22 protein-coding genes are annotated in these 25,694 nt (G+C 69.2%); 17 read left to right on the plus strand and 5 right to left on the minus strand.

Annotated features, from left to right (window positions below):
- Window positions 1–123 precede the first annotated feature (123 nt).
- From rpsO to ACOOHF_RS13790, 15 genes are all read left to right on the plus strand, one after another.
- The gene (gene rpsO, locus ACOOHF_RS13720; RefSeq protein ID WP_420464374.1) at window positions 124–420 is read left to right on the plus strand and encodes a 30S ribosomal protein S15; all 297 of its coding nucleotides are present in this window, start codon (window positions 124–126) and stop codon (window positions 418–420) included.
- A gap of 250 nt (window positions 421–670) precedes the next feature.
- Complete coding sequence (locus ACOOHF_RS13725) at window positions 671–2,767, plus strand: polyribonucleotide nucleotidyltransferase (RefSeq protein WP_419935393.1); 2,097 nt, start codon at window positions 671–673, stop codon at window positions 2,765–2,767.
- 143 nt (window positions 2,768–2,910) lie between these two features.
- Entirely contained in the window at window positions 2,911–4,134 is a 1,224-nt protein-coding gene (locus ACOOHF_RS13730; protein ID WP_420462122.1) for a M16 family metallopeptidase, read from the plus strand.
- Window positions 4,135–4,156: 22 nt separating this feature from the next.
- On the plus strand, window positions 4,157–5,272 hold the full coding sequence (ald, locus tag ACOOHF_RS13735; protein ID WP_419935395.1) for an alanine dehydrogenase: 1,116 nt from the start codon (window positions 4,157–4,159) through the stop codon (window positions 5,270–5,272).
- Between the two features lie 184 nt (window positions 5,273–5,456).
- Window positions 5,457–6,491 (plus strand): rod shape-determining protein, encoded by a 1,035-nt coding sequence (locus ACOOHF_RS13740; protein ID WP_419935396.1) that lies wholly within the window; start codon window positions 5,457–5,459, stop codon window positions 6,489–6,491.
- Between the two features lie 45 nt (window positions 6,492–6,536).
- A complete protein-coding gene (locus ACOOHF_RS13745; protein ID WP_419935397.1) occupies window positions 6,537–7,436 on the plus strand; it encodes a rod shape-determining protein MreC in 900 nt (299 codons plus the stop codon).
- Entirely contained in the window at window positions 7,433–7,891 is a 459-nt protein-coding gene (locus ACOOHF_RS13750; protein ID WP_419935398.1) for a hypothetical protein, read from the plus strand. The genes ACOOHF_RS13745 and ACOOHF_RS13750 overlap by 4 nt, the downstream gene beginning before the upstream one ends.
- Before the next feature lie 33 nt (window positions 7,892–7,924).
- Window positions 7,925–9,763, plus strand: a complete 1,839-nt coding sequence (mrdA, locus tag ACOOHF_RS13755) for a penicillin-binding protein 2 (protein WP_419935399.1) — start codon at window positions 7,925–7,927, stop codon at window positions 9,761–9,763.
- Entirely contained in the window at window positions 9,760–10,974 is a 1,215-nt protein-coding gene (rodA, locus tag ACOOHF_RS13760) for a rod shape-determining protein RodA (protein ID WP_420462123.1), read from the plus strand. Before mrdA ends, rodA begins: the two co-directional genes overlap by 4 nt.
- Before the next feature lie 63 nt (window positions 10,975–11,037).
- Entirely contained in the window at window positions 11,038–11,874 is an 837-nt protein-coding gene (gene accD, locus ACOOHF_RS13765) for an acetyl-CoA carboxylase, carboxyltransferase subunit beta (protein WP_420462124.1), read from the plus strand.
- Window positions 11,868–13,253: a bifunctional folylpolyglutamate synthase/dihydrofolate synthase gene (locus tag ACOOHF_RS13770; protein ID WP_420462125.1), complete on the plus strand. Its 1,386-nt coding sequence runs from the start codon at window positions 11,868–11,870 to the stop codon at window positions 13,251–13,253. The genes accD and ACOOHF_RS13770 overlap by 7 nt, the downstream gene beginning before the upstream one ends.
- Complete coding sequence (locus ACOOHF_RS13775; RefSeq protein ID WP_419935403.1) at window positions 13,219–13,611, plus strand: BrxA/BrxB family bacilliredoxin; 393 nt, start codon at window positions 13,219–13,221, stop codon at window positions 13,609–13,611. Before ACOOHF_RS13770 ends, ACOOHF_RS13775 begins: the two co-directional genes overlap by 35 nt.
- A 13-nt stretch (window positions 13,612–13,624) precedes the next feature.
- Entirely contained in the window at window positions 13,625–14,944 is a 1,320-nt protein-coding gene (hisS, locus tag ACOOHF_RS13780) for a histidine--tRNA ligase (RefSeq protein ID WP_420462126.1), read from the plus strand.
- A 25-nt stretch (window positions 14,945–14,969) separates the two neighbouring features.
- On the plus strand, window positions 14,970–16,508 hold the full coding sequence (gene guaA / locus ACOOHF_RS13785; RefSeq protein ID WP_420462127.1) for a glutamine-hydrolyzing GMP synthase: 1,539 nt from the start codon (window positions 14,970–14,972) through the stop codon (window positions 16,506–16,508).
- Window positions 16,509–16,513: 5 nt separating this feature from the next.
- Window positions 16,514–17,296, plus strand: a complete 783-nt coding sequence (locus ACOOHF_RS13790; protein WP_420462128.1) for a Nif3-like dinuclear metal center hexameric protein — start codon at window positions 16,514–16,516, stop codon at window positions 17,294–17,296.
- A gap of 56 nt (window positions 17,297–17,352) precedes the next feature.
- Here the strand turns inward: ACOOHF_RS13790 and ACOOHF_RS13795 are convergent, their stop codons facing one another.
- Genes ACOOHF_RS13795 through ACOOHF_RS13815 form a run of 5 tightly spaced genes read right to left on the minus strand, consistent with a single transcriptional unit; the run spans window position 17,353 to window position 22,241 of the window.
- A complete protein-coding gene (locus ACOOHF_RS13795; RefSeq protein ID WP_420462129.1) occupies window positions 17,353–18,276 on the minus strand; it encodes an MlaD family protein in 924 nt (307 codons plus the stop codon).
- Window positions 18,273–19,025: an ABC transporter ATP-binding protein gene (locus ACOOHF_RS13800; RefSeq protein WP_419935408.1), complete on the minus strand. Its 753-nt coding sequence runs from the start codon at window positions 19,023–19,025 to the stop codon at window positions 18,273–18,275. Before ACOOHF_RS13800 ends, ACOOHF_RS13795 begins: the two co-directional genes overlap by 4 nt.
- A complete protein-coding gene (locus tag ACOOHF_RS13805; RefSeq protein WP_419935409.1) occupies window positions 19,022–19,807 on the minus strand; it encodes an MlaE family ABC transporter permease in 786 nt (261 codons plus the stop codon). Before ACOOHF_RS13805 ends, ACOOHF_RS13800 begins: the two co-directional genes overlap by 4 nt.
- Window positions 19,804–20,184, minus strand: a complete 381-nt coding sequence (locus ACOOHF_RS13810) for a hypothetical protein (protein WP_420462130.1) — start codon at window positions 20,182–20,184, stop codon at window positions 19,804–19,806. Before ACOOHF_RS13810 ends, ACOOHF_RS13805 begins: the two co-directional genes overlap by 4 nt.
- On the minus strand, window positions 20,184–22,241 hold the full coding sequence (locus ACOOHF_RS13815) for an OPT family oligopeptide transporter (protein WP_419935411.1): 2,058 nt from the start codon (window positions 22,239–22,241) through the stop codon (window positions 20,184–20,186). The genes ACOOHF_RS13810 and ACOOHF_RS13815 overlap by 1 nt, the downstream gene beginning before the upstream one ends.
- A 365-nt stretch (window positions 22,242–22,606) precedes the next feature.
- Here ACOOHF_RS13815 and clpB point away from each other — a divergent pair, with 365 nt between their 5' ends.
- Both clpB and ACOOHF_RS13825 read left to right on the plus strand, forming a co-directional pair.
- On the plus strand, window positions 22,607–25,237 hold the full coding sequence (gene clpB, locus ACOOHF_RS13820) for an ATP-dependent chaperone ClpB (protein WP_420464375.1): 2,631 nt from the start codon (window positions 22,607–22,609) through the stop codon (window positions 25,235–25,237).
- The gene (locus ACOOHF_RS13825; RefSeq protein WP_419935412.1) at window positions 25,234–25,692 is read left to right on the plus strand and encodes a hypothetical protein; all 459 of its coding nucleotides are present in this window, start codon (window positions 25,234–25,236) and stop codon (window positions 25,690–25,692) included. Before clpB ends, ACOOHF_RS13825 begins: the two co-directional genes overlap by 4 nt.
- The last annotated feature ends 2 nt before the right edge of the window (window positions 25,693–25,694 follow it).

Genomic DNA, 25,694 nt, shown 5'->3' on the forward strand with positions numbered 1-25,694 from the left:
ATGCGGGCGCGGCGCCGCGTAAGCGTGTACCTTTACAGCGACGAGCGCCGAATCTACACTTATGGACTGTATCTGAAACGCCCCGGATGGGCGGCCGGCAAATTCTCCCGGCTCCTCCGCGCAATGAGGGGCAGGGACCGAGGGATATCGAACGACGTGAAAAAGACGACGAAGCAGGGAATCATAGAGAAGTTCTCGCGGCGCGAGAACGATCAGGGGTCGGCGCCGGTGCAGGTCGCGCTGCTTACGGCTCGTATCGAGGAGTTGACCGGGCACTTCCGGAGCCACCCCAAGGATCATCACAGCCGCCGGGGACTCCTGAAGATGGTCGGCCGTCGCCGCCGACTGCTCAACTACCTTCGCACGACCGATCTCGACCGCTACCGGTCGGTCATCGAGGAGCTCGGACTACGCCGTTGAGGCGACGTCCGGCCCCCAGGCTCTCCGCCGTCCGCCGCCGACGGCACGCTTCATCGGGCCACCCGCCGTTTTTCCCTCGTCTCGGGCCGCCGGAGCCGAGTCTCACCCCTCCGCGCCCGTTGCGCTGACGCAAGAAGCTGATGCAAGGACACGAAGACGCGCCATGAGACCCGCGACCGTCGCGGGCCGGCGCGGCGCCCGGAAAGCCCGTGGCGCCACCGAAGACAAGACAAGAGAAGAGAAGAAGAGAATGACGCACAGAATCGAAACCGAGTTCCATGGTCGGCCCCTCATCCTGGAAACGGGCCGCATGGCCCGCCAGGCGGACGGCGCCGTCTACGTTCAATACGGAGAGACCGCGCTGCTGGTCACCGCCACCGCAGACCGCAAGCCCACGCACCTCCCCTTCTTCCCGCTCACGGTCGAATACCGGGAGAAGACCTATGCCGCCGGAAAGTTCCCCGGCGGCTTCATCAAGCGGGAGACACGCCCCGGCGACAAGGAGACGGTGTCGGCGCGGCAGATCGACCGCCCGCTTCGACCGCTGTTTCCCGCCGACTATCGCAACGATACCCAGGTCGTCTGTTTCGTGATCTCCGCCGACCAGGAGAACGATGCCGATGTGATCGGTCTGCTGGGAGCCTCGACCGCGCTTCTCCTCTCGCCGATCCCGTGGGACGGGCCCATCGCGGCAGTGCGCGTAGCCCGCATGGAGGACCGCTGGCTCGTCAACCCGACGTTCGACGACCTGGAGATGTGTGACTTCGAGATTGTGGTCGCGGGCTCCGAAGATTCGATCGTGATGGTGGAAGGCGCCTGCCTCGAGGCCACGGAAGAGGAGTTCCTGGAGGCGATGCGCGTCGGACAGGAAGCGATCGTCGAGCTCATCGGTCTCCAGCGCGAGCTGGTGGCGATGGCCGGGGCGCCCGAGACGTTCGAGTACGAGCCCGTCGGACCCGATCCGGAGGTCGTCGCGAAGGTCACCATGGACGCCGCCGGCCGGGTGGGCGACGCGCTGAAGATCGCGGACAAGGACGAACGCGGACGTGCACTCTCCGCGTTGCGCGGCGACATCACCGGGCGCCTCGAGGAAGAGCACCCAGGCTGCGGGAAGGATGTCGGCGCGGCCCTGCGGAAGCTGGAGAAGGAGATCATGCGCCGTCGCATCCTCGATGACGGGGAGCGGATCGATGGCCGGGGCGTGAACGACATTCGCGACATCACCTGCGAAGTCGGCTTGCTGCCGCGAACCCACGGCTCGGCCCTGTTCACGCGTGGGCAGACGCAGGCGCTCGCCGTGGCGACCCTCGGGACGGTGAGAGACGAGCAGCGTATCGACTCGGTGGACATCCGCGAGCAGACATCGAAGTCCTTCATGCTCCACTACAACTTCCCCGGCTTCGCGACGGGCGAGGTCCGAATGTTCCGGGGGACGAGCCGTCGGGAGACGGGTCACGGGCTGCTGGCCGAACGTGCGCTCCAGGCGCTCCTCCCGGCATACGAGGACTTTCCGTACACGATCCGGGTCGTGTCCGACGTCCTCGAGTCGAACGGGTCCAGTTCGATGGCCTCAGTGTGCGGCGGCTCGATGTCCCTCATGGACGCGGGTGTTCCGATGCGAGCCCCGTGCGCGGGCATTGCCATGGGGCTCATCAAGGAGGGCGACCAGGTCGAGATCCTGACCGACATCCTCGGTGTGGAAGACGCCCTCGGCGACATGGACTTCAAGATCGCCGGGACCGAGCGAGGCATCACCGCCGTCCAGATGGACATCAAGGCCGACGGGCTGTCCGTTGACACGATGCGGGAGGCGCTGGCCCGCGCCCGGGACGCGCGGCTGCGCATCCTGGCCGTCATGAACGAAACGCTGCCTGCGGCCCGCGAGGAGATGTCGCCGCACGCGCCGCGGATCGTGACCGTCCAGATCAACCCCCAGAAGATCGGCGAGGTCATCGGGCCGAAGGGGAAGACGATCCGGATGATCCAGGAGGAGACGGGAACGGATGTGAACGTCGAGGATACCGGGGTGGTGACGATCGCGGCCCCCACGGGCGAGGGCGCCGAGCGCGCGCGAGAGATGGTCGAGGCCATCGTGCAGGAGCCCGAGGTCGGACGCATCTACCGCGGCGTGGTCAAGAACACGACGGACTTCGGAGCGTTCGTGGAGATCATCCCCGGCGTCGAGGGGCTGTGCCACATCTCCGAACTCGAGGAAGGGCGAACCGACAAGACCGAGGATGTCGTGAAGCCCGGCGACGAAGTGAAGGTGAAGTTGCTGGCGGTGGATGATCGCGGACGCATGAAGCTCTCCCGCCGCGCGGCCCTCGCGTCCGCGGACAAGGGCTGAGCACGATCCACGCGGGCCCGCGACCGCACGGGCCCGCCGGGAGCGCGCAGCCGGTCGCGGCGGCCGGCGGAGACCCCCACCCGGGCCGTGCGGGGTCGGAGCGGCTGGACCGGGCGGTCCACCGGACCCGTCTGCCGAACGGGATGACCGTGCTGAGCGAGCGCATGGACTCGGTTCGCTCGGTGGCTCTCGGTCTCTGGGTGCGGCAGGGGCGTGTGCACGAGGACCCGGCCGAGAGTGGCGTGTCGCACCTGCTCGAGCACATGGTCTTCAAGGGGACGCGCCGCCGCTCCGCGCGGGATCTCGCCTGGGAGCTGGAACGCCTCGGGGGTGCGCTCGACGCGTACACGACGCACGAATCCACGGCCTTCCAGGCCAGGGTGCCGGCCGGCGAACTGGATGTCGCGCTCGACGTGCTCTGCGACCTCGCCTTCCGGCCCCTCCTCGACGAGCGCGATCTCGAAGTGGAACGGGACGTCGTGCTCGAGGAGATCGCGGCGGCAGCGGAGGTCCCCGAGGATGTCGCGTTCGAGGAGCACGCCCGCCTCCTGTATGGAGGACACCCGTATGGCGAGCCGATCCTCGGGACCCGGGCGTCGGTACGGTCGCTCCCGGCGACCGCGCTCGCGGCGGCGCACGGGCGCGCATACCGCCCGGACAACGTGGTCGTCGTGGCGGCGGGAGCGGTCGAGCACGAGGCTCTGGTGGCCGGGCTTGCGCGCTGGCTCCCCGACCGGGCGCCTGGATCGGCCCCCGAGGATCCCCCCGCGCCGGTCGGCGGGACCGGCTTCCGGCGCCTCCGGAGCCCGGGTGGCGGGCAGACGCACATCGTGATGGGCGGACTCTCGATCCCGTACCGCCACCCGCTGCGCTACGCGATCTACGTCACGTCGACCGCGCTCGGCGGGGGCATGAGTTCACGGCTGTTCCAGCACATCCGCGAAGAGCGCGGGCTCGCGTACTCCGTATACAGCTTCCACGCCTTCTTCTCGCGGGCGGGGCACGTGGGCGCCTACGTCGGCACCCGGCCCGAGACGGCGGACGAAGCGCGGGAGGCGTTGACCGGGGAACTGGCTCGTCTCGCGCGGGAGGGACTGACGGAAGCCGAGCTGGACGACACCCGGAGCCAGCTCAAGGGCCAGTTCCTGATTTCACTTGAATCACCCGTCGCGCGGATGAGCCGACTGGCAGGCATCGCCCTGTACGGGCACCGCTATCGTACACTCGATGAGGTGGCCTCCCGGCTCGACGCGGTCGACCGGGACCAATGTCGCGAAGCCGCCGCCTACTTCGCCCCCGACCGGCTCGCCACGCTCGAATTGGCGCCCGAGCCCGCCCTCGCGGGATCCGCACCGATCGGAAGGTGATCCTTCGCCCGGAGCGAACAAGATGATCGTCGGCGTGCCGAAGGAGATCAAGACGGACGAGAACCGGGTGGCGCTCGTCCCCGCAGGGGTCCAGTCGCTCGTCTTGTCCGGCCACACGGTCTGCGTCGAGAGCAACGCGGGTCTTGGCAGTGGCTTCCCGGATGACGTCTACAGGGCCGCCGGCGCCCAGATGCTCGACTCGGCGTCGGACGTGTGGGCACGGGCGGAGCTGATCGTCAAGGTCAAGGAGCCCATCGAGGTCGAGTACGATCTCATGCGGCCGGAACAGGTCATCTTCACCTACTTCCACTTCGCGGCCGACGAGCGGCTCACGCAGCGGACGATTGAGAGCGGCTGCATCGCGATCGCCTACGAAACGGTCCAGCTCCCGACGGGCGAACTGCCTCTCCTCACGCCGATGTCGGAGGTGGCGGGGCGCATGGCCGTTCAGGAAGCGGCCAAGTACCTGGAGCGGACCTCGGGCGGATACGGGATCCTGCTCGGCGGGGTGCCCGGCGTGCTCCCGGCCGAGGTCGTCATCCTGGGGGGCGGGGTCGTCGGATCCAACGCGGCCACGATCGCGGCCGGCTTCGGCGCCCACGTGACGGTCCTCGATGTGAGCCTGCCGCGGCTCCGCTACCTGGCGGAGGTGATGCCGGCGAGCGTCGATACCCTGTACTCGAACCGGCACTCGATCCTCGAGCAGATCGAGCGCGCCGATGTCGTGATCGGAGCCGTCCTCGTCCCCGGCGGGAAGGCGCCGAAACTCGTGCGGCACGACGACCTGCGGCGCATGAAGGACGGCTCCGTGGTCGTCGACGTGGCGGTGGATCAGGGTGGTTGCGTCGAGTCCGCCCGCCCCACGACGCACAACGACCCGACGTATACGGTCCACGGGGTGATCCACTACTGCGTGGCCAACATGCCGGGGGCCGTACCGCGGACGTCTACGCTGGCGCTCACGAACGCCACGTTTCCGTACGTCGCCAGGCTGGCGGAACGGGGCTGGGAGGCCGCCTGTCTGGTCGACCCGGATCTTGCCCTCGGCGTGAATGTCGCCCGCGGAAGCGTCACCTATGGCGCGGTCGCCGACGCCTTCCACCTCGAGCATACGCCCCTCGATGCGTTTCGGGGCTGATCGCCGGTACGGTGCCCCGGAATGCCCTGAAAACCGACTTTCCCGCACCCGACAGCACCCATACATTGCGGCGTCTGGCGCCCTCCTGCGGGGCGCTCCCCATGAGACCCGCCACTTCGGAGGCCCGCCTCCCGTGTCCCGCAGTCGCGCAACCTCGAAACTCGTCCAAGGTCCGAACTCCTAGATGGGAAAGTGGTCGCTGCGGAGCAGTCTCCTCCCGGTCAGCAAGATCGGAGTGGATCTGGGCACGGCGAATACGCTCGTCCATGTGGAAGGCGAAGGGATCGTCCTCAACGAACCGTCCGTCGTCGCCGTCCGGAAGGAAACCGGGCGGATCGTGGGCATAGGCCTCGCCGCGAAGCGGATGCTCGGCCGGACCCCGAGCGGGATCGAAGCGGTCCGACCCTTGAAGGACGGCGTGATCGCCGACGTGGACGTCACCGAGATGATGATCCGCTACTTCCTCAAGGAGGTGATGACGTCGCGGTTCTTCAAGATCCGGCCGCTCGTGGTGGTGGGTGTGCCCTCCGGGATCACGGAACTCGAGCGCCGGGCCGTCCGATCGAGCGCGCATGCGGCCGGTGCCAAGGAAGTCTACATGGTCGCCGAACCGATGGCGGCGGCGGTGGGCGTCGGACTGCCCGTCGAGACGCCGACCGGCAACATGATCATCGACGTGGGGGGCGGAACGAGCGAGATCGCCGTGATCGCGCTCTCCGGTTCGGTCGCCGACACGTCGATTCGCGTGGGGGGCGACGAACTCGACACGACGATCGTGTCCTTTCTCCGCAAGAACTATAATCTCCTCATCGGGGAGCCCACTGCGGAAGCCGTCAAGATCCAGATCGGATCGGCCTATCCCACGGACGAGGACCGGGAGATGCTGGTGAAGGGCCGCGATCTCGTGTCCGGGATTCCGAAGACCGTCCGGGTCCATTCGGCCGAGATCCGCGAGTGCCTCCAGGAACCGATACAGCAGATCGTGGCCGCGGTCAGACGCGCGCTCGAGATCACGCCGCCGGAACTCGCAGCCGATATCGTGGACCGGGGCGTCGTGATGACCGGAGGAGGGGCTTTGGTCCGCGGTCTGGATACGCTGCTTGCGGAAGAGACGGGGCTCCCGATCCACGTCGATGAGGAACCTCTCACGTGCGTGGTTCGGGGGTGCGGAAAGATCCTCGAGAATTTCGGGCGGTACCGTGGAGTGCTTACCAGTTAGCCGTGCCGTGAGGGCCGGAACCGGGATGCGGGACTCCCGGCGACCGTGAGCTACCCGGGCGCCCGTCCTCCGCGCCGCCGGCCGCTCGAAGTGGTCGCCCTTGTCGTCGTGCTCGGTTTGAGCGGAATCGCCGCGAGCCTTCCCCGGGAACAGCAGGGCCAGATCGAGTCCGCCGTCCGGGGGACGGTACTCTATCCGTTCCTCTGGCTCCATCGCGTCGTTTCGGAGCGCGGGCAGATCGAGCAACGCAACCGGGTGCTCGTCGCGGAGCGGGATTCGCTGACGGAACTGCTCATGCGATATCGCGCGCGGTCCGGCTCCGTCGGGGAGGCGCCTCCGGACAACGGGCGCGCGGCGCGGCGGATCGGATCCACGCTGCCCGCCGTCGTCTATCCCGGTCGACCTCTGATAGGGAATCCCGACGTCTTCTTCCTGTCGGGCCCTGATCCCTCGGAGCTGGACTTGCCCGTCGGCGTGTTCACCGGACTCGGCCTGGTGGGCGTCGCGAGAGCGCCGCAAGGGCGCGGGGTCAGCGGAGATTTCTGGAGCCACGCCGACTTTCGCGTCAGCGTGATGACGGAAGACGGGGCCGTGTCGGGATTCTTGAGGCCGATGCGCCTCGAGGGCGGACAGCCGCTGTTGCTGCTCGAGGGTGCGCCCTTCCAGGCCGAAATCCCCTCGGGAACGCTGCTCCTGACGACCGGGATCGGCGCCGTCTACCCGCCGGGCGTTCCGGTGGGGCACGTCCGGGAGCCGTCGGAACCCGAGGCGGGGTGGATGAAGCGCTACGTGGTCGAGCCGGCGGTGTGGCCACAGGAAGTCAGTGACGTCTTCGTCTGGGAGCGTCCCGATCTCCCCGCGGAAGAAGAGCCCGGGGTCGTAGGGGATCAGACGGAGACGGAGGGTGCGGCGGGCACGGTGGACACGTTGCCGGCCCGTCGGTGAGAGTTCGGAGAGAGTGGCTCACCGTCCTTCTGTTGCTGCTGCTGCACTTCGCTCTCCATCCGCTGTGGAGCCGCTGGCCGATCGGGCCCGATCTGCTCGCGGGCGGACTCCTGCTGGGTTCGTTTCTCTTGCGTTGGGGTCGAGCCGCCGTGTTCGGGTGTCTGTTGGGCCTGCTCGAGGCGTCGATCTCCCTCGGCCCCCTGGGCCTGACCATGTTTCTCTTTTCCATCTTCGCGTGCATCGGTGGCTGGCTTCGCCGCATCGTATATTCTGACTCGGACACCTTCGTGGTAGCTTCCATGTTCCTTGGGACGTGGGCCCTGCGGGCCTCGGTGGCGCTGCTGGTCCAGGGGGACGCCTCGATGGGCGCGCTTCTCGTGAACGCGCCGGCGTCGGCCGCGTTGACCACGGTTCTGTGCTGGCTGGTCGATCGCTTCGTCACGGCGGGAGCCTGACGCTTCGTCACGGCCGGTCGGGGAGGGGTTGAGATGAGGGGTGGTAACGGAGATCCGCAGTTCCGGAGACGGCGCGGGCGCGGGGCGGCCGGCGCGCTGTTTGTTCTCCTGCTGTTGCTGGCGTGGGGCTTTCTTCGCCTGCAGTTCTTCAGCGGGGATCGATACACGCTCCAATCGAGCGAGAATCGCCTCCGGAGCGTCACGGTTCCGGCGGCGCGCGGGACCATTTACGACCGCTACGGGCGCGCCGTCGCGGACAACGTACCGGGCTACGACCTTTCGCTCCTGCCGGGCCCGCGCGACTCGATTGCCGCCGGTCTCGACCGCCTCGCCGACCAACTGGAGCTCTCTCCCGAGTGGCGCACGGAGCTGCTGGAGCGGAATCGCGCCAGGCCCCACGAATCGCTGGTCGTGCGCGAGAACGCGAGCTTCGAACAGGTGGCCTTCATCGAGGAGCGCCGCCCGCAGTTCCGCCGCGTGACCGTGGCCCAGCGTCCCCGCCGGCGGTATCCGGCGGGCTCCGCCGTCGCGCACCTCATCGGGTATGTGGGAGAGATCAACGAAGAGGAGTTGGCGCGGCCCGACTACGTCGAATACGCCGCCGGCCAGGCAGTCGGGAAGGCGGGTCTCGAGGCGCAGTACGAGAGCCGACTCGCCGGACGAAACGGGGTCCGGTACGTGGAGGTGAATGCGCTCGGCACGATCGTTCGGGAGCTCGGCGTCGCGCAGGGGCTGAACTCACAACCCGGCGACGATCTGCACCTGGGCATCGACCTCGACCTGCAGCTGTTCGCGGACTCGATCTTCCCGGCGGACATGCGTGGGGCTGTGGTCGCCATCGACCCCGCCACGGGAGAGGTCGTCGTCCTCTACAGTCACCCCACGTTCGACCCCAACGCCTTCATCGGAGGAATCCCGCTCGATCTCTGGAATTCACTGCGCGAGCATCCCGACAAGCCGCTCCTGAACCGGGTCACCCTGGCCCAGTATCCGCCCGGATCGACCTGGAAGCTCATCATGTCCGCCATCGGGATGAAGACGGGAAACCTCACGATCGACACCTACCACACGCACACGTGCGCGGGCGGGCTCGCCTACCAGGGCCGCTTCTTCCGCTGTTGGCTGTCGCGTGGACACGGGCGGCTGGATCTGGCGGAGGCGATTCAGCGCTCCTGCAACGTCTGGTTCTACCAGGCGGGACAACGGATCGGGCTCGACACGCTCCTGGAGGAGGCGGTCAAGCTCGGCTTCGATCGCCCCGCGGGTATCGACCTCCCGTCCGAAATCCGCGGACGGTTCCCGGACTCCAGAGAGTGGTATGACCAGCGGTACGGACGAGGCGGCTGGTTCGAGTCCGTGATCATGAGCCTCTCGATCGGACAGGGAGAAAACGCGCAGACCCTGCTCACGATGGCGCAGTTCTACGCCGCCCTTGCGACGGGCGCGTCGCCGGTCCAGCCGCACCTCGCGCGCGACGAGTTGCTCGCGGAACGACGTGTGGACTGGACGCTCGATCTGTCGGAGACCCATCGGCAGCAGCTCGTCGATGCGCTCGTTCGCGTCGTCAACCAGCCCGGTGGCACCGCGTACGGCAGCCGCCTCTCGCGCTGGACGATGGCCGGAAAGACAGGGACTGCGCAGAATCCGCACGGCGAACCCCATTCCTGGTTCGTGGGTTTCGCGCCCGCGTATGATCCGCGGATCGTGGTCGCGGCCATCGTCGAGCACGGGCATCCCGACAACCAGCCCTCCCTCGCCGTGCCTCTGGCATCCCGAATCGTCGACCGCCATCTGGAGACCCTCGGCCTGCCGCCCGAAGCCACGCCCGGTGTCCGTCCCTCCGCGGAGGCCTCGGTCGAGACGGGCGGGTGACCGTGTCGCGCCGCATCCCCGGGATCGGAGATCCCACGCTCCTGGCCCTGATCGTCCTTCTGACCGCGCTGGGGATCGCCATGATCTACTCGGCCGGGCAGGTGGACATCCGGTCGCTGGCCACCGGTATCTGGCTCCGCCAGCTCACCTGGTTCGCCGTGGCGATCGTCGTCCTCGCCGTGACATCCCGCTTCTCGATCCGCTTCCTGGAATGGCTCGCGCCGCTGGCCTACACGGCGTCGATCCTGCTTCTGCTCCTCGTGCTCGTCATCGGGACCGGCCCCAGCGGGAGCTGGCTGGAACTGGGACCCGCGCGTGTTCAGCCGGCGGAGGTGGCCAAGCTGGCGACGATCCTGATGCTGGCCCGGGTTCTGGGAGGCGACCGCGGTGGATACGACCGGCTGGTGATGCTCTGGAAACCCCTCCTGCTCGTCGTCATTCCCCTCGGTCTCGTGTTGCGGCAGCCGGACCTGGGGAGCGCCCTCGTCTTCGCGGTCATCCTCATCGCCGCGCTCTTCTGGGCCAGCGTCCCGCTGTTCAGGATCTTCCTGCTCGTGACGCCGGGTGTCGGTCTGTTGCTCGGCTTCAACTGGATCGTGTGGGGCGGGTGGTTCCTGATCGTCGCGACGTGTCTGTACATCGACCGTCCCTACCTGCCGGACTCCGTGGGCGTACTCCTCGCGAACGCCGCGGCCGGGGCGCTCACCCTCCCGGTCTGGAACTCGCTCGCCGACTACCAGCGGAACAGGCTTCTGGTCTTCCTCGACCCGGAGATCGATCCTCTCGGTTCGGGCTGGCAGCTGGTCCAGTCAAAGGTCGCCGTCGGGTCGGGAGGTCTGCTCGGTGCGGGGTTCGCGCAGGGCCCACAGAAACGCCTCGCCTTCCTCCCGGAGCAACACACGGACTTCATCTTTTCCGTCGTCGCGGAGGAACTCGGTTTCGTCGGGGTGGCGGTGTTTCTGGTGCTCTTCGCGCTGCTCCTGTACAGGGTGCTGCAGACGGCGGTCGATACGGAAGACGATTTCGGAGGCTCCGTGGCCTTCTGCGTTTTCGCCGTACTCTTCGCGCACCTGGCCGTCAACCTCGGGATGACTATTGGGATGCTGCCCATCACGGGGCTGCCCTTGCCGCTCGTCAGCTACGGCGGGAGCTTCCTCGTCGTTCTGTACGCAGGGTTCGGGATGGTGCAGCGGGTGGCCTGGGAGAAGTAGCTTGTTCGCCGCCCATCATGCGGCGGGCCCCCGGGCCGCCGTAACCGACACGCCGGAGGCAGGGTGTCCTGGTTCAGCAAACCGAAGCGGAAACTCGTCTCCCAGAAGCGGGAGCTTCCGGGCGACATGTGGGATCGATGTGCCGGCTGCGGTGAGATCCTGTACAGCGGCCGGCTCGAGGAGAGTTTCCACGTCTGCCCGAACTGCGGTCATCACTTTCGCATCACCGCGGAATCCTACGAGGCGCTGCTCCTCGATGGAGGCGGCCTCGAAGTCCTCTACGACCAGACGCTTCGCTCCGCGGATCCGCTCGGGTTCGTAGACTCGAAGCGCTATGTGGACCGCGTGCAACAGGCCGAGAAGCGCGGAGGGGACCAGGACGCGATACGCACCGGGCGCGGCCGCATCGAGGGGAGGGACGTGCATCTCGGGACCATGGACTTCCGGTTCATCGGAGGTTCGATGGGATCCGTGGTGGGCGAGAAGATCCGGCGCCTCGCGGACCGGTCGCTCGCGGCCCGGACGCCGCTCGTGATCATCTGCGCCTCCGGCGGGGCGCGGATGCAGGAAGGCATCCTGTCCCTGATGCAGATGGGCAAGACCGCCGCCGCCCTCGCACAGCTCTCCGATGCGGCCATCCCCTATCTGAGTGTCCTCACGAACCCGACCACGGGCGGCGTCACCGCCTCGTACGCCATGCTGGGGGACGTGATTCTCGCGGAACCCGGCGCGTTGATCGGCTTCGCCGGGCCGCGAGTCATCAAGGAGACGATCCGGCAGGACCTGCCGGAAGGATTCCAGACCGCGGAATTCATCGCGGAACACGGGATGATCGACCGCATCGTCCCACGGGCCCGGCTGCGGGGCGCGATCTCGACCCTTCTGGACCACATGTGCTGAGCGGAGGCGAGGGGGCGCTCGCGGCCCTCCTCGACCCCCGTCCCATCGCCGCGGTGCTCCCGGGTCTGGACAGAATCGAAGCCCTCCTGGAACAGCTCGGATGTCCGGAGCGGACGTTCGAGGCTCTCCACATCGCGGGGACGAACGGAAAGGGTTCGACCGCGAGTTGCACCGCGGGCATCCTGGAGGCGGGCGGGCTGCGCACGGGTCTGTACACCTCCCCTCACCTCGCCGACATCCGTGAACGCTTTCTCGTGGACGGGGCGTGGGTCGAGGAGCCGCTGATCGAGGCGGCCGCGGCCCGGATTATCGCCTGCGAGGCGAGCGACGCGTGTACCTACTTCGAGGTCACGACCGCGCTCGCCTTCATCTGTTTCGCGGAGAGCGGGGTCGATGTCGCGGTCGTGGAGACCGGCCTCGGCGGGCGTCTGGACGCCACGAACGTACTCCGCCCCATCGGAGCCGCCATCACGCCGGTCGGGCTGGACCACACGGAGCTTCTGGGCCCATCGCTGCCGGCGATCGCGGCGGAGAAGGCCGGGATCTTCAAGCGGGATGTCCCCGTCAGCCTCGGGCGAATGCCCCGCGAAGCGCGCGACACGCTGGAGCGGATCGCGCGCACGACGGGGTCGCCCGTCGCCCGCCTCGGCAGGGAAGCGGAGGTGTCGGATGTGCGCATGAGCCCCGCGGGGACCCGGTTTCGCTATGCCTCCCGCGACCGGCCGAAGGGCCTCTCGCTCGCCACCCGGCTTCCGGGCCGTCACCAGGCCGACAACGCGGCGCTTGCCCTGCTCATGCTGGACCGGTCGGGCTACGCGTACGATGAAGCGCGCGTGAGGCGAGGCGTCGCGGGTGCTCACCTGCCCGGCCGCTTCGAGACGTGGCGGGAGGGCCCCGGCGGGGCGACATTGGTTTTCGATATCGCGCACAACCCGGCGGCTGCGGAAGTCCTCTGTCAGACCGCTGCCGGCATGGCCCTCGCGCGGCCGCGGATCGCGGTCGTCGGGATGCTTGCCGACAAGGACTGGAGGGCTGTGCTCTCCCGTCTCGCGCTTGACATGGACGCTATGATCCTCGTCAGGCCGGTCGCCGCCGGGGGAAGGCAGTGGGACCCGCACGAGGCGCAGGCGTGGCTGTCCCGGGAGCTTGACGTGCCTGTCGAGGTATGCGTCGACGTGGCGGAGGCGGTCGTCCGCGGGTGTGCGCTCGCGGGTTCGGGGACCCTGCTGGTGACGGGGTCCGCCTACACGGTGGGAGAGGCCAGGGCGCTGCCGGAACTGGCCGGGGCGCGGGTGGCAGAACAGAAAGCGAATCATGCTTTACGATCCGAGATTGGTACAGCCGATGAGGGACGAACTGACGCGCCTCGGTGTGCGTGAGTTGCGGACCTCCGGCGAAGTGGATGAAGTGCTCGACGCCGAGGGGGACACCCTGGTCGTCGTGAACTCCGTGTGCGGCTGCGCGGCCCGCAACGCCCGCCCGGCCGTGGCGCTGGCCATGCGCCACGAGGTGCAGCCCGACCAGGTCGTGACGGTCTTCGCGGGACAGGACGCTGAAGCGACGGCCCGGGCGCGGCAGTACCTCGCCGGCGTGCGGCCGTCGTCGCCGGCGATCGCGCTGCTCTCCGGCGGGGAATTGCAGTTCATGCTCGAGCGGCACCAGATCGAGGGACGCGAGGCTTACCAGATCGCCGCCGACATCACGAAGGCGTACGACGAATTCTGCGCGACCTCCTAGCAGTCCCGGGGTCGTGAGTTCGGGGGAAATCCGGGGCCTCCCCGGCTTCAGGGACTTCTTCCCCGAGGCGTTCGCCCTTCGCCGGCACATCTTCTCCGCCTGGCGTCGGGTCGGCGCGCGCTACGGGTTCACGGAATACGACGGGCCGCCCCTCGAACCGCTCGAACTCTATACGCGCAAATCGGGCGAGGAGATCGTCGGGCAGCTGTACGCATTCGAGGACAAGGGAGGACGCGCCGTCGCGCTGCGGCCGGAGATGACGCCGACCTTCGCTCGCATGATGGCGGCGCGCGCCGCGGGGCTCCCCAAGCCAGTGCGCTGGTTCTCGATCCCTCAGCTGTTCCGCTACGAGCGGCCCCAGCGGGGACGGCTGCGCGAGCACTTCCAGCTCAACATGGACATCGTCGGCGAGACGGATCCCCTCGCCGACGCCGAAATCATTGCGGCGGGCATCGACGCGCTGCGCGAACTCGGGCTCGGGGCGGCCGACATCGTCGTCCGCGTCTCGGACCGGCGGCTCGTGGCGGCGCTCCTCGACGCCCTCGGCATCCCCGTCCGCGACCACCTCGCCGTGTTCGCCGCCATCGACCGCCTCGAAAAGGAGGGGGAAGACCCCATCCGGGGCCGGTTGGCCGCGGCCGGCGTGGACGGAAAGCGGGCGGACCGGCTGTTCGAGGCGCTGAGGCTCCCGCTCGGGGAGATGATGGCGGCGCACGGCGGAGAGGGGCCGCTGGAGGAGGCGGCCGCGGGTCTGAAGACCGTGTTCTCGCACCTCGACGCGGCGGGCTTCGGCGACTTCGTGCGCTTCGACGCCCGCCTCGCGCGCGGGCTCGCCTACTATACCGGCACCGTGTTCGAAATCTGGGACCGTCGCGACGAACTGAGGGCCATCTGCGGCGGCGGTCGCTATGATGATCTCCTGCGGGCACTGGGAGGCGTGGACCTTCCGGCCCTGGGCTTCGGGATGGGGGACGTGGTTCTGGCGGAGTTGCTCCGGGACCGGGGTCTGGTGCCCTCGGAGCTGCGCCGCGTGGACGACTACATCATCTGCGTGTCCGAGGACGAGCGCCCCACGGCGCTCCGTCTGGCGCGGGCGCTCCGGGACCAGGGGCGCCACGTCCTGTACGACCTGCGCGGACGCGGCGTCGGACGCCAGTTCAAGGCCGCAAACCAGGCGGGGGCGGCGCGGACGATCGTGCTCGGCCCGGAAGAAGTGGGACGCGGCGTCGTCTCGCTTCGCGACATGGCGTCCGGCGCCGAGCGCGAAGTTGCGATCGAAGCCCTGACGCGCGCGGCCGAGGTGGAGCGGGCGTCCCCCGAGAGCAGCGAGTGAAGCAGCGAGTGAAGGGCGAGGAGGTTTGGTGAGTCGCGTACTCATCCTCGATTTCGGGTCCCAGTTCACCCAACTCATCGCGCGCCGCATCCGAGAGGAGGGGGTGTACTGCGAGGTTCACCCGCCGACGCGGAGCTCCGGGTGGGTCCGGGCGTACGAGCCGGCCGCCATCATCCTCTCCGGGGGGCCGGCGAGCGTGTACGAACGGGGGGTCCCCAGGGCCATCCCCGAGATCCTGACCATGGGGGTTCCGATCCTCGGGATCTGCTACGGGATGCAGCTCGTCGCGGACCTCGCGGGGGGAGAGGTTCACGGTGCGGACCGCCGCGAGTACGGACGGGCGGAGCTGCGGGTCCGGTCGACGGACGGACTCTTCGAGGGTTTCTCGGAGGACGAAACCACGCAGGTCTGGATGAGCCACGGCGATTCCCTCCGGTCGCCGCCCCCCGGTTTCGACGTGCTGGGGACCACGGAGAACTCCATCGCGGCGATCTGGTCCGAGGAACGCCGGATCTGGGGTGTCCAGTTCCATCCGGAGGTCGCCCACACCACGCGCGGCGGAGAGATGCTCCGGAACTTCGTGTTCGGGGTCGCCGGCTGCGACACGAGCTGGAATGCGGCCAACATCATCGACCACCAGGTCTCCGCGATCCGGGACGCCGTGGGGGCTGCGGAGGTCATCTGCGGCCTCTCCGGCGGGGTGGACAGCTCCGTGGCCGCGGTCCTCGTGCAGCAGGCGGTCGGAGACCAGCTGACCTGCATCTTCGTCGACACCGGCCTGCTGCGGAAGGACGAACGCCGCTCGGTGGAGGCCGTGTTCGGAGAACACATGGGGATGCGGCTCGAGGTCGTCGACGCGGCGGATCTCTTCCTGGAGCGGCTCGCCGGGGTGGCGGAGCCGGAAGAGAAACGGGTCATCATCGGCCACACCTTCATCGACGTGTTCGAGGAGGCGGCCGGCCGGTGGGGGGATGCCCGTTTCCTCGTGCAGGGGACGCTCTATCCCGACGTGATCGAGTCCGTGTCCGTGTGGGGACCGTCGGTCAAGATCAAGTCGCACCACAATGTGGGGGGGCTGCGGCCCGACCACCCGTTCCAACTCGTCGAGCCGCTGCGCGAGCTGTTCAAGGACGAGGTGCGCCAGGTGGGTCGCGAACTGGGCCTGTCTGAGGAGATCGTCGGTCGCCACCCGTTCCCCGGGCCCGGCCTCGCGATCCGCATCCTCGGCGACGTCACGCGGGAGAAGCTCGACACGCTGCGGGAGGTGGACGCGATCTACCTCGAGGGCATCCGGGAGGGCGGGCTCTACGACGAGATCTGGCAGGCCTTCGCCGTCCTGCTCCCCGTGCAGTCCGTCGGCGTGATGGGCGATGCGCGCACCTACGAGAACGTCGTCGCGCTCCGGGCCGTGACCTCTCTCGACGGAATGACGGCGGACTGGTTCCAGTTCCCGCACGACATGCTGGGCCGGATCTCGAACCGCATCATCAACGAGGTGAAGGGGGTGAACCGGGTGACCTACGACGTCTCCTCGAAGCCGCCCGCGACCATCGAGTGGGAGTAGCGTCCGTGGCGACATCTCGCGCCGGGAGCCGGGCGGCCTGCCGGCAGGTCGCGGCCTGGATGGACGATCTCCTGCGCGTGGCGGAGGTCGAGGACTACCCCTTCGCGCTCAACGGACTGCAGGTCGACGGACGCCGCGAGGTGGCCCGCATCGGGGCGGCAACGGACGCCTGCCGGGCGACGATCGACCTCGCGGTCGAGGCGGGGTGTGACCTCCTCCTCGTCCACCACGGGCTCTTCTGGGGCGGCCTGCGCCCCTTCGTCGGCCCCCTCTACGAGCGCTTCCGCCGGCTCGTGGAGAGCGGGATGGGCCTGTATTCGGCGCACCTCCCGCTCGATCTGCACCCTCGCATCGGAAACAACGCCCTCCTCGCGGCCGAGTTCGCCCTCGAGGGGGTGGAGCGCTTCGGGTCGTTCAAGGGAAACGAGGGGATCGGCGTCATCGGGACCGTGGATGCGTCGCGCGCGGAAATCGCGGCCCGCGCGGAGGCCGTGTGCGGTCAGTCTCCGGTCGTCATCGCCGGGGGACCGGAGCGCGCATCGCGGCTCGCGATCCTCTCGGGCGGGGGTGGCTCGCAGATCGAGGCCGCGGCCTCGGCGGGCGCCGATACGTTCCTCACCGGCGAGGGCAGCCACCACACGTATCACGAGGCGCTGGAACTCGGCATCAACGTGATCTACGCCGGCCACTACGCCACGGAGACCCTGGGCGTCCGCGCCCTCGCCCGCCGCGCGGCGGGCCACTTCGGAGCCGAGCACCTCTTCTTCGACGTACCCACGGGCCTCTGATCCGGCGGCACGCGCCCCTCGGCGCGTCGCCCCCGCACCCTCCGCCGGCCCGTCCGCTAGAAGACGGAGATCTTGATGTCCTCCAGATAGCGGTCCGGCCGCTCGCGCATGTCTCGCATCAGGAGCCCGAACTCCTCGCCGGCGGCGCGAAGCGTCTCCAGCGTCTCGATCAACCCGTCGTGCACGGCGTCCTCGCCGAGCAGCTTCCCGAGCGTCCCTTCCCCGGCCTCCAGCCGGCGCGTGATCTCGGCGAGCGACCTGCCGGTGGTGGCGAAGTCGTCGCTCGCCCCCGCCAGGCGGGACGAGAGCGTGTCGAGGTTGGCGAGCGTGCGGTCCACCTCTTCCGATCCGGTCAGTCCCGAGAGCCGGCCCGAGAGCGTATCCATGTTCGCGAGCATGCCGCCGATGGAACTGCGCTCGGCCTCGAGGAGCCCCGCCAGCTCCCTCATGGCGAGCGTGAGTGCTTCCGAGCCGGCGGCCACGTTCTCGGCGAATTGCTCGGTGAGGATCGCATCGAGTCGCTCGATCAGCCCGCCGGTCTCCTCGCCGAAGCTGGAGGCGAGCGATACCAGGTCCGACGCGCGGTCGAGGGAGATGGTGTCTCCCTCGGCGAGGGCCCGCGTGCCGGCGCCGGGCATGAGTTCGATGAGCTGCTGTCCGAGGAACCCGGAGGGCCTGACGGTGCCCCGCGTGTCGGCCGGGAGCGGGATCCGCGTGGAGATCGTCATCCCGATCACCGCGCGCTCCGCCTCCAGTCCCACCTCGTCGACCGTCCCGATCTCGACGCCGCGCAGGAGTACCGGCGAATCGGGGGTGATCTGGCCGGCGTCGCCCACGACGCCCCACACGCGGATCGTCGGTCCCCGGAAGGGCGAGTCGGCGATCCAGAACAGGCCGGCCACGGAGACGACCGCGGCCAGGATGAGGAAGATGCCGACCCGGATCTCGACGCCGCGGTCGCGGAGGCCGGGATCCCTCATGCGCCTCGCACTCCGGTCCCGGGGGCCGCGTCGAGGAACTCGCGCACGGCCGGGTTGTCCGTGACCCGCAGTTCCTCGGGCGTGCCCTCCGCCTGGATCACGCCCTCGGACAGGAGGACGATCCGGTCGGCGAGGAAAAAGGCGGACGTCACGTCGTGCGTGACGACGATGCTGGTGGCGTCGACTTCGTGGCTCACGTGCGCGATCAACCTGTTGATTCTCGTGGCGTTGACGGGATCGAGCCCCGTGGTGGGCTCATCGTACAGTACGTAGCGGCGTTTGCCGATGATCGCGCGGGCGATGGCGACCCGTCGCTGCATGCCCCCGGAGAGTTCCGCCGGGTACAGCGCCAGCACGTCGGGCGCGAGGTTCACGTAATTCAGTGCGGTCCGCGCCAGCTCTTCGCACTCTGCCATGCGGTCCTGGTAGGAGCCCGGGGGGAGTCCCATGAGGAGGTTGCCGCGCACCGTCATCGAGTCGAAGAGCGCGGAATTCTGGAAAACGTAGGCGATCTTCGCGCGGATGGCGGCGATCTCCTCCCGGCTGGAGGACGGCACCGAGATGCCGTCCACGATGATGTCTCCGGCATCCGGGTCGAAGAGGCCCACGATGTGCTTCAGGAGCACGCTCTTTCCGGTCCCCGAGGGTCCCATGATGACGAGCGTCTCCCCCTCACGGACGTCCAGATCGACGCCCTCCAGCACGGGTCGGCCGCCGAGGCTCTTGTGGACCCCGATGATCTCGATCACGTCAGCGCCTTGTAGACGGGTCCGAGCACGGTATCGAGGACCATGATCGAGACGATGATCGCGACGACCGCCCGCGTGGCCGTGCGCCCCACGCCCGCCGCCCCGCCACTCGCCCGCAGCCCGACGTAGCTGGCGATGAAGGTGATGGCGAAGCCGTACGCGACGGCCTTCACGAGCGAGAAGAGGAGCGCGCCGTGGTGGTAGTAGCCCTTGGCCCCGTCGACGTACTCGCCCGACGTGAGCCCGAGGATCCCGACCGAGGTGACGTAGCCGCTGAAGACGCCCATGACGTTCGCCAGCATGACGAGGGGGACGAGGATGAGCGTCCCGGCGACGACCCGGGGGACGACGAGTTCGAGCACGGGGTCACGGCCCATCGTGAGGAGCGCGTCGATCTGATTCGTCACCTTCATGGCCCCGAGTTCGGCGCCGATGCCGGCCCCGACGCGTCCGGCGAGCACGACCGCCGTGAGCACCGGCCCCAGCTCGGTGAGCATGCCGCCGACCACGCCGCCCGCGACGATCTCACGTGGCAGACCCGGTGAGAGCTGGTACATGGTCTGCTGGGCCATGACCGCGCCCGACAGGGCCCCCATGAGGAGCACGAGCGGCAGGCTCTCGACCCCGATGTGTTTCACGTGTCCGATCGTCTCGCGCAGATAGGCGCGCGGGCGGCCCAGCGAACAGAACGTGGCCCAGCCGAGGAGCCCCATCCGGCCGGCGTGAAGCGCCGCGGACCGCGCCTGGCGTCCGGCGGCGGCAAGGAGATCGGGCGGTCTCACCGGCCTCCCCGCCGCTCTCCGGGACGGTTCCCCGCATCGTCCGCCTGTGACTCGGGCGGCTGGACGCCGTGCAGCACCTCGACCTCGCGTCGAATCCGCTCCCACAGCCGGTTCATAAGCTGGGGATCGCTTCCGTGGCGTGACGTGAACTCCTCGACCTGCGGGCCGGAAACGCCGAACTCCTCGAGGACCGCGGCCCGGGCGGAGTCGTCCTCGGCCGTGTTCGCATAGCGCTCACGGGCGTAGTTGAGGTGGGCCATGACCTGGACGTAGGTGTCTTCGTCGAGGCTGCCCGCCCTGTCGCCGCAGCCGCCCGCCAGGAGGCTCGCGGCGAGCAGCACGAGGATCGCACGCCCCCTCCGCGGCCCGGGGCTCATCAGCCGGACGAGCGAACCGATACGCGGTAGAGCCAGCATGTGAATCCCACCGCCGCCGCCCCCCCGATCCAGCTCGCGATCGTCCCGAAGCCCTCCGGCGCGAGGCTGAGTACGTCCGTGCTCTGGAAGGCCGCGAACGGGATCGCGAGGAGAATCCCCACGAGCGCCTCCCCCGTGATGAGGCCGGAAGAGAAGAGCAGACCGCGCTGGCTCGCCCGTTCCACCTCGGCCTCGCCGTCGCGGCGGCGCACCACCCGGCTCACGAGCCACGCCACGATGCCTCCGACGAAGATCGGCACCTCGAGTTCGATCGGCAGATAGATGCCGACCGCCACCGCGAGCACCGGAACCCGGAGGTTCGAGCCTCGCGCCTTGAGGATCTGGTCGAGGGTGATGACCGCGGCGGCGATCAGCGCCCCGATCGCGATCATCCCCCAGGGCAGGTTCCTCGAGAACACGCCGTCGGCGACGGAGGCCATGAGGGTCGCCTGCGGCGCCTGCAGCATCTCGTTCGGGTCCATCCCCTCGCGCGGAAGGACGCCGCCGAGGCCGTACGCCTGGTACAGGAGCCCGAGGATGGGCGCGATGACCAACGCCGCGGAGACGACGCCGATGACCTGCATGATCTGCTGGCGGCGCGGCGTGGCCCCGACGATCCTCCCGGCCTTGAGGTCCTGCATGTTGTCGCCGGCGATCGCCGCCGCGCACGCGACCACCGCGCCCACGAGGATCGCGGTCGCCGCCGCCGCGAGCGCCTGCGCGCCCGAGACCGTGAAGTCGATCTGTGATCCGAGCAGGAGATAGAGGATGAGGGAGATCGTGAGGATCGTCGCGATCGTGACGCCCGAGATCGGGTTGTTCGAGGAGCCGACGAGACCGGCCATGTAGCCGGCGACCGAGGCGAACAGGAACCCGGCGACCAGTGCGAAGACCGTCCCCAGCGCGAGCACGATCCAGTAGAGGCCGGGCGTGATCCCGAGTGCGGATCGGTCGATCACGAGCACGAACACGGCGAGGATCGGCGCCGCGAGCGCGACGGTGCCCACCGCGACGAGGTTGATCGGCATGTCCCGCTCGGTGCGGGGGACTTCCGGGCCTCCCTCCGCCACTCGGGCGGCGCGGAGCGCCTCGATCGAAGACCGCACGCCGTCGCGGACGGCGCCCAGGAGCGAGACGAGCGCCCACACGCCGCCCACGACCATGGCGCCGACGCCCATGAAGCGGATCTGTGCGCTCCAGATCGACTGCGCCGCGGCGTAGCCGGTCTCGCCGCCCACGACGCCGGCCACCGTCGCGGGGTCCGTGACGGCGAGGTAGATCGGGATGGCGGCGAACCACGAGATCGCGCCCCCCGCGAGGACGAGGCTGCCGACCCGGGGCCCAACGATGTACCCGACGCCGAGCAGGGCGGGCGAGAGGTCGCTCCCGATGCCGAAGATCGAGCGGCCGGCCGCAATGGATCCGTGCAGGGAACCCTCGGCGATCTTGAACCCGGTCTGTGACAGCTTGAGCAGCGCGGCCGCCGCCCCGCCGAGCGCGATCAGCTTGGCGCCCGAGCCGCCCGTGGCCCCCGCCTTCAGCACTTCGGCCGTCGCGACCCCCTCGGGGAAGCGCAGGTCGGCTTCGATGATCAGTGCCCGGCGCAGCGGGATCGTGAACAGCACCCCCAGGACCCCGCCGCAGAGCGCGATCCCCATCGTGGGCAGGAAGGGGAACCCCGCCCAGTGCCGCAGGAGGATGAGGGCGGGGAGGGTGAAGATTACGCCCGCGGCGAGCGACTCACCGGCCGACGCGGCCGTCTGGACGATGTTGTTTTCGAGGATGTTGTGTTCGCGGAACATCCTGAGGATCGCCATCGAGATTACGGCGGCCGGGATCGACGCGGACACCGTGAGCCCTACCTTGAGCCCGAGGTACGCGTTCGCACCGGAGAGGACGGCCGAGAGGAGGATGCCGAGCACGATCGCCTTGACCGTGATCTCGGGCAGCGACTGCGAGGCGGGGATGTAGGGCTGGTGAGCCCGGGTGTTCGAAGCGCCCGCGACTTGGTCCGGCATGGGCATCCCTCCACGTGGTTCCGGGTTGCAACTCGGGCGGCGATCGAATCCTCGTGGGGCGGGATCGACCGTCCGGACGCTAGTCGCGCCTCCCGTGAGGGTCAACAGGGGACACCGCGGGAAAAACCTTTCTTCGCGGTCCCGGAGGCGCGCATCTGCCGAACTGGCGCGCGTCCGCCCGAATGGCAGGGGTCGCGCCGGCCGGATCCGGTCCGGGGCCCGCCCCCCGGCGAAGGCGGAGTCCGGCGCGCGCTCCGCTCCGGGCACGGGAATTGCACCGGGTTCCCGGTATCCCCCGGGGACGGCGAACCCGGCGTACAAGTTGAACGCAGTCGAACGAGAACGAAGCTGGCGGACAGAAGATGATCCCGACCGACCGACTCACGCTGAAAGCCCGCGAGGCGCTGGCCGAGGCGGCGCGCGCGGCGCGCCGGGCCGACAATCCGGCCGTGGAGGACACCCATCTACTCGCGGCGCTGCTCGCCCAGGAAGGCGGCGTCGCCGTGCCCGTCCTCCAGACGGTGGGCGTCGACCCTCGCGCGCTGGAGGCCGATCTCAAGCGGGCGGCGAATCGTCTGCCCCGGCAGAGCGGGGCTTCGCCGACGCCCAGCCGCGAATTCGAGCGCGTGCTCGATGACGCGGAGGCCGCCGCCCGGGAGATGGGCGACACCTTCGTGACGACCGAACACCTCCTCCTCGCCCTCGCCGGCCCGAAGGCGTCGACGACCGGCTCCTTGCTTCGCGGGACGGGGGCCGACCCGGAGCGGACGCGGCGGGCGGTCGAGGAGGTGCGGGGGCCGCATCGCGCGACGGACGAAGATGCGGAAGGGAAGTACCGTGCCCTCGAACGGTACGGTGTCGATCTCACCGCGGAGGCCCGGGCGGGGAAGCTCGACCCGGTCATCGGCCGGGATGCCGAGATTCGGCGCATCATGCAGGTCCTCTCCCGGCGAAGGAAGAACAATCCGGTCCTGATCGGTGATCCCGGGGTGGGCAAGACGGCGATCGTGGAAGGTCTCGCTCAGCGCATCGTCGCCGGGGACGTCCCGGAGTCCCTCCGGAACAAGCAGCTGGTGCAGCTCGACATCAGCGCGATGCTGGCCGGGGCCAAGTACCGGGGCGAGTTCGAGGAGCGCCTGAAGGCGACGCTGAAGGAGATCACCGAATCCGGCGGCCGGTACGTCGTCTTTCTCGACGAACTGCACACCGTGGTCGGCGCCGGAGCGGCGGAGGGCGCGGTCGATGCGGGGAACATGCTCAAGCCCCCCCTCGCCCGGGGGCAGCTCCGCATGGTGGGTGCGACGACGCTCGACGAATACCGTCTTCATATCGAGAAGGACCCTGCCCTGGAGCGGCGGTTCCAGCCGGTGCTGGTCGACGAACCGGGGCTCGACGAGACCGTGGCCATCCTGCGCGGACTCAAGGAGCGGTACGAGGTGCACCACGGCGTCCGCATCACGGACCCGGCCCTCGTCAGCGCGGTGCGGCTCTCGGACCGCTACATCGGAGACCGCTTTCTGCCCGACAAGGCGATCGACCTCGTCGACGAGGCGGCGTCCCGGCTCCGCATCGAGATCGACTCGATGCCGGAGGAGATCGACGAACTCGACCGCCGCGTCACCCAGCTCCAGATCGAACGGGAGGCCCTCAGGGACGAGGACGATGCCCGGAGCCGGGAGCGTCTCGCGGAGATCGAGGGCGATCTCGCCGCGGCGCGGGAATCGCTCGCGGGCCTCAACGCCAGCTGGATCCGCGAGAAGGAGATGATCGAGGCCGTCCAGCGCAGCAAGCGGCAGATCGAGGAACTCGGGGTGGAGGCCGCGCAGGCGCAGCGGCGGATCGATCACCAGCGGGCGGCGGAGATCCTGCACGGCGAACTGCCGAAGCGGAGGTCCGAGCTTGCGGCGGCCGAGGCGAAGCTGGCCGCGATCCAGGCGGAGGGCTCGTTCCTCAACGAGGAGGTGGGTCCGGAGGATATCGCCGATGTGGTGGCGAGCTGGACGGGCATCCCCGTGGCGCGGATGCTCGATGATGAGAAGGATCGGCTCGCGACGCTGGAGGCGCACCTGCACCGGCGCGTCGTCAACCAGTCACACGCGGTCACGGCCGTGTCGGACGCGGTCCGGCGCAGCCGGGCGGGGCTCCAGGATCCGAACCGTCCCATCGGGAGCTTCATGTTCCTCGGCCCGACCGGGGTGGGGAAGACCGAGACCGCGCGTGCGCTGGCCGAGTTCCTGTTTGACGAGGAAACGGCCATGGTGCGGATCGACATGTCGGAATACATGGAGCGGCACGCCGTGTCCCGGCTCATCGGCGCGCCGCCCGGCTACGTCGGCTACGAGGAGGGCGGCCAGCTTACCGAAGCCGTGCGCCGCCGGCCCTACACCGTGGTCCTGTTCGACGAGATCGAGAAGGCGCACCCCGAGGTGTTCAACGTGCTCCTGCAGGTCCTCGATGATGGCCGGTTGACGGACGGGCGCGGGCGGACGGTGGACTTCCGGAACGCGGTGCTGATCATGACGAGCAACATCGGCAGCGCCAGGATCCTGGCGCGTTCCGAGGCCGGAGACCCGTGGGCCGAGACCGAAGCCGAGGTCGAGAACGCGCTGCGCGGGCGCTTCAAGCCGGAATTCCTCAACCGCGTGGACGAGATCCTCGTATTCCGCCCCCTGAGCCGGGAACACCTCGAGTCGATCGTCGAACTCCAGGTCGCCCGGGTCGCGCGTATGCTCGCGGAGCGGGACATCCTGATCGACGTGAGCGCCGCCGCCCGGAGGCGGATCGCGGAGGTGGGATATGATCCCGCCTTCGGGGCGCGTCCGCTCAAGCGTGCGATCCAGCGGCTGATCGCCAACCCGCTCGCCATGGCCTTCCTCGAGGGACGGTTCGCGGAGGGCGACGCGCTGCGGATCGATGTCGATGCCGGGGGAGAAGAGCTTCGATTCGTGAAGATGGATCCGGCCGCAGCCGATGCGGAGGGGGAGGGGGGGACATGACCGGGCTCCGATGTCGAAAGCGCGCGTCGCTGTCCGTCCTGGCGGGCCTCGCCCTGATGGGGTGCGCGTCGGGGCGGGGTGCCGGGGGGGCGGGAGCCTCGCCGGAGTACGGGGCGCCATCGGCCGAGGCGGCGGTGGCACAGTTTCTCGACGGCGTGCGGGGGCGCGACTATCCGGCGATGGCCCGCCTCTTCGGCACGGCCGAGGGGCCGGCCGAGCGGCGCTGGGGCCGGGTCGAGACGGAGCAGAGGATGTTCGTCCTCGCGGGTCTCCTCGCGCACCGCTCCCGTACGCTGCGTGCGCAGCCGGTCGGAGATGCCGCCGGGACATCGCGCTGGATCGTGGAGTTGACGGGGACCCGTCACGGCGGCGCGACCGTGCCGTTCATCGCCGTCTCATATCGGGGGCGCTGGTTCGTGGAGCGGATCCTGACGAAGGCGCTCGTCGGTTCGTAACC

The organism is Candidatus Palauibacter sp. (genome assembly GCF_965216145.1).
In the GTDB taxonomy this organism is placed as follows: domain Bacteria; phylum Gemmatimonadota; class Gemmatimonadetes; order Palauibacterales; family Palauibacteraceae; genus Palauibacter.

Bases quoted from the DNA above. Each gene is read 5' to 3' on its own strand.
- mrdA (WP_419935399.1), top strand. From the start codon at position 7,925: ATGAGGGGTGGTAACGGAGATCCGCAGTTCCGGAGACGGCGCGGGCGC.
- ACOOHF_RS13795 (WP_420462129.1), bottom strand. From the start codon at position 18,276: ATGAGGGATCCCGGCCTCCGCGACCGCGGCGTCGAGATCCGGGTCGGC.
- ACOOHF_RS13815 (WP_419935411.1), bottom strand. From the start codon at position 22,241: ATGCCGGACCAAGTCGCGGGCGCTTCGAACACCCGGGCTCACCAGCCC.
- ald (WP_419935395.1), top strand. From the start codon at position 4,157: ATGATCGTCGGCGTGCCGAAGGAGATCAAGACGGACGAGAACCGGGTG.
- ACOOHF_RS13725 (WP_419935393.1), top strand. From the start codon at position 671: ATGACGCACAGAATCGAAACCGAGTTCCATGGTCGGCCCCTCATCCTG.
- ACOOHF_RS13740 (WP_419935396.1), top strand. From the start codon at position 5,457: ATGGGAAAGTGGTCGCTGCGGAGCAGTCTCCTCCCGGTCAGCAAGATC.
- ACOOHF_RS13810 (WP_420462130.1), bottom strand. From the start codon at position 20,184: ATGAGCCCCGGGCCGCGGAGGGGGCGTGCGATCCTCGTGCTGCTCGCC.
- ACOOHF_RS13775 (WP_419935403.1), top strand. From the start codon at position 13,219: ATGAGGGACGAACTGACGCGCCTCGGTGTGCGTGAGTTGCGGACCTCC.
- ACOOHF_RS13825 (WP_419935412.1), top strand. From the start codon at position 25,234: ATGACCGGGCTCCGATGTCGAAAGCGCGCGTCGCTGTCCGTCCTGGCG.
- ACOOHF_RS13730 (WP_420462122.1), top strand. From the start codon at position 2,911: ATGACCGTGCTGAGCGAGCGCATGGACTCGGTTCGCTCGGTGGCTCTC.
- rpsO (WP_420464374.1), top strand. From the start codon at position 124: ATGAGGGGCAGGGACCGAGGGATATCGAACGACGTGAAAAAGACGACG.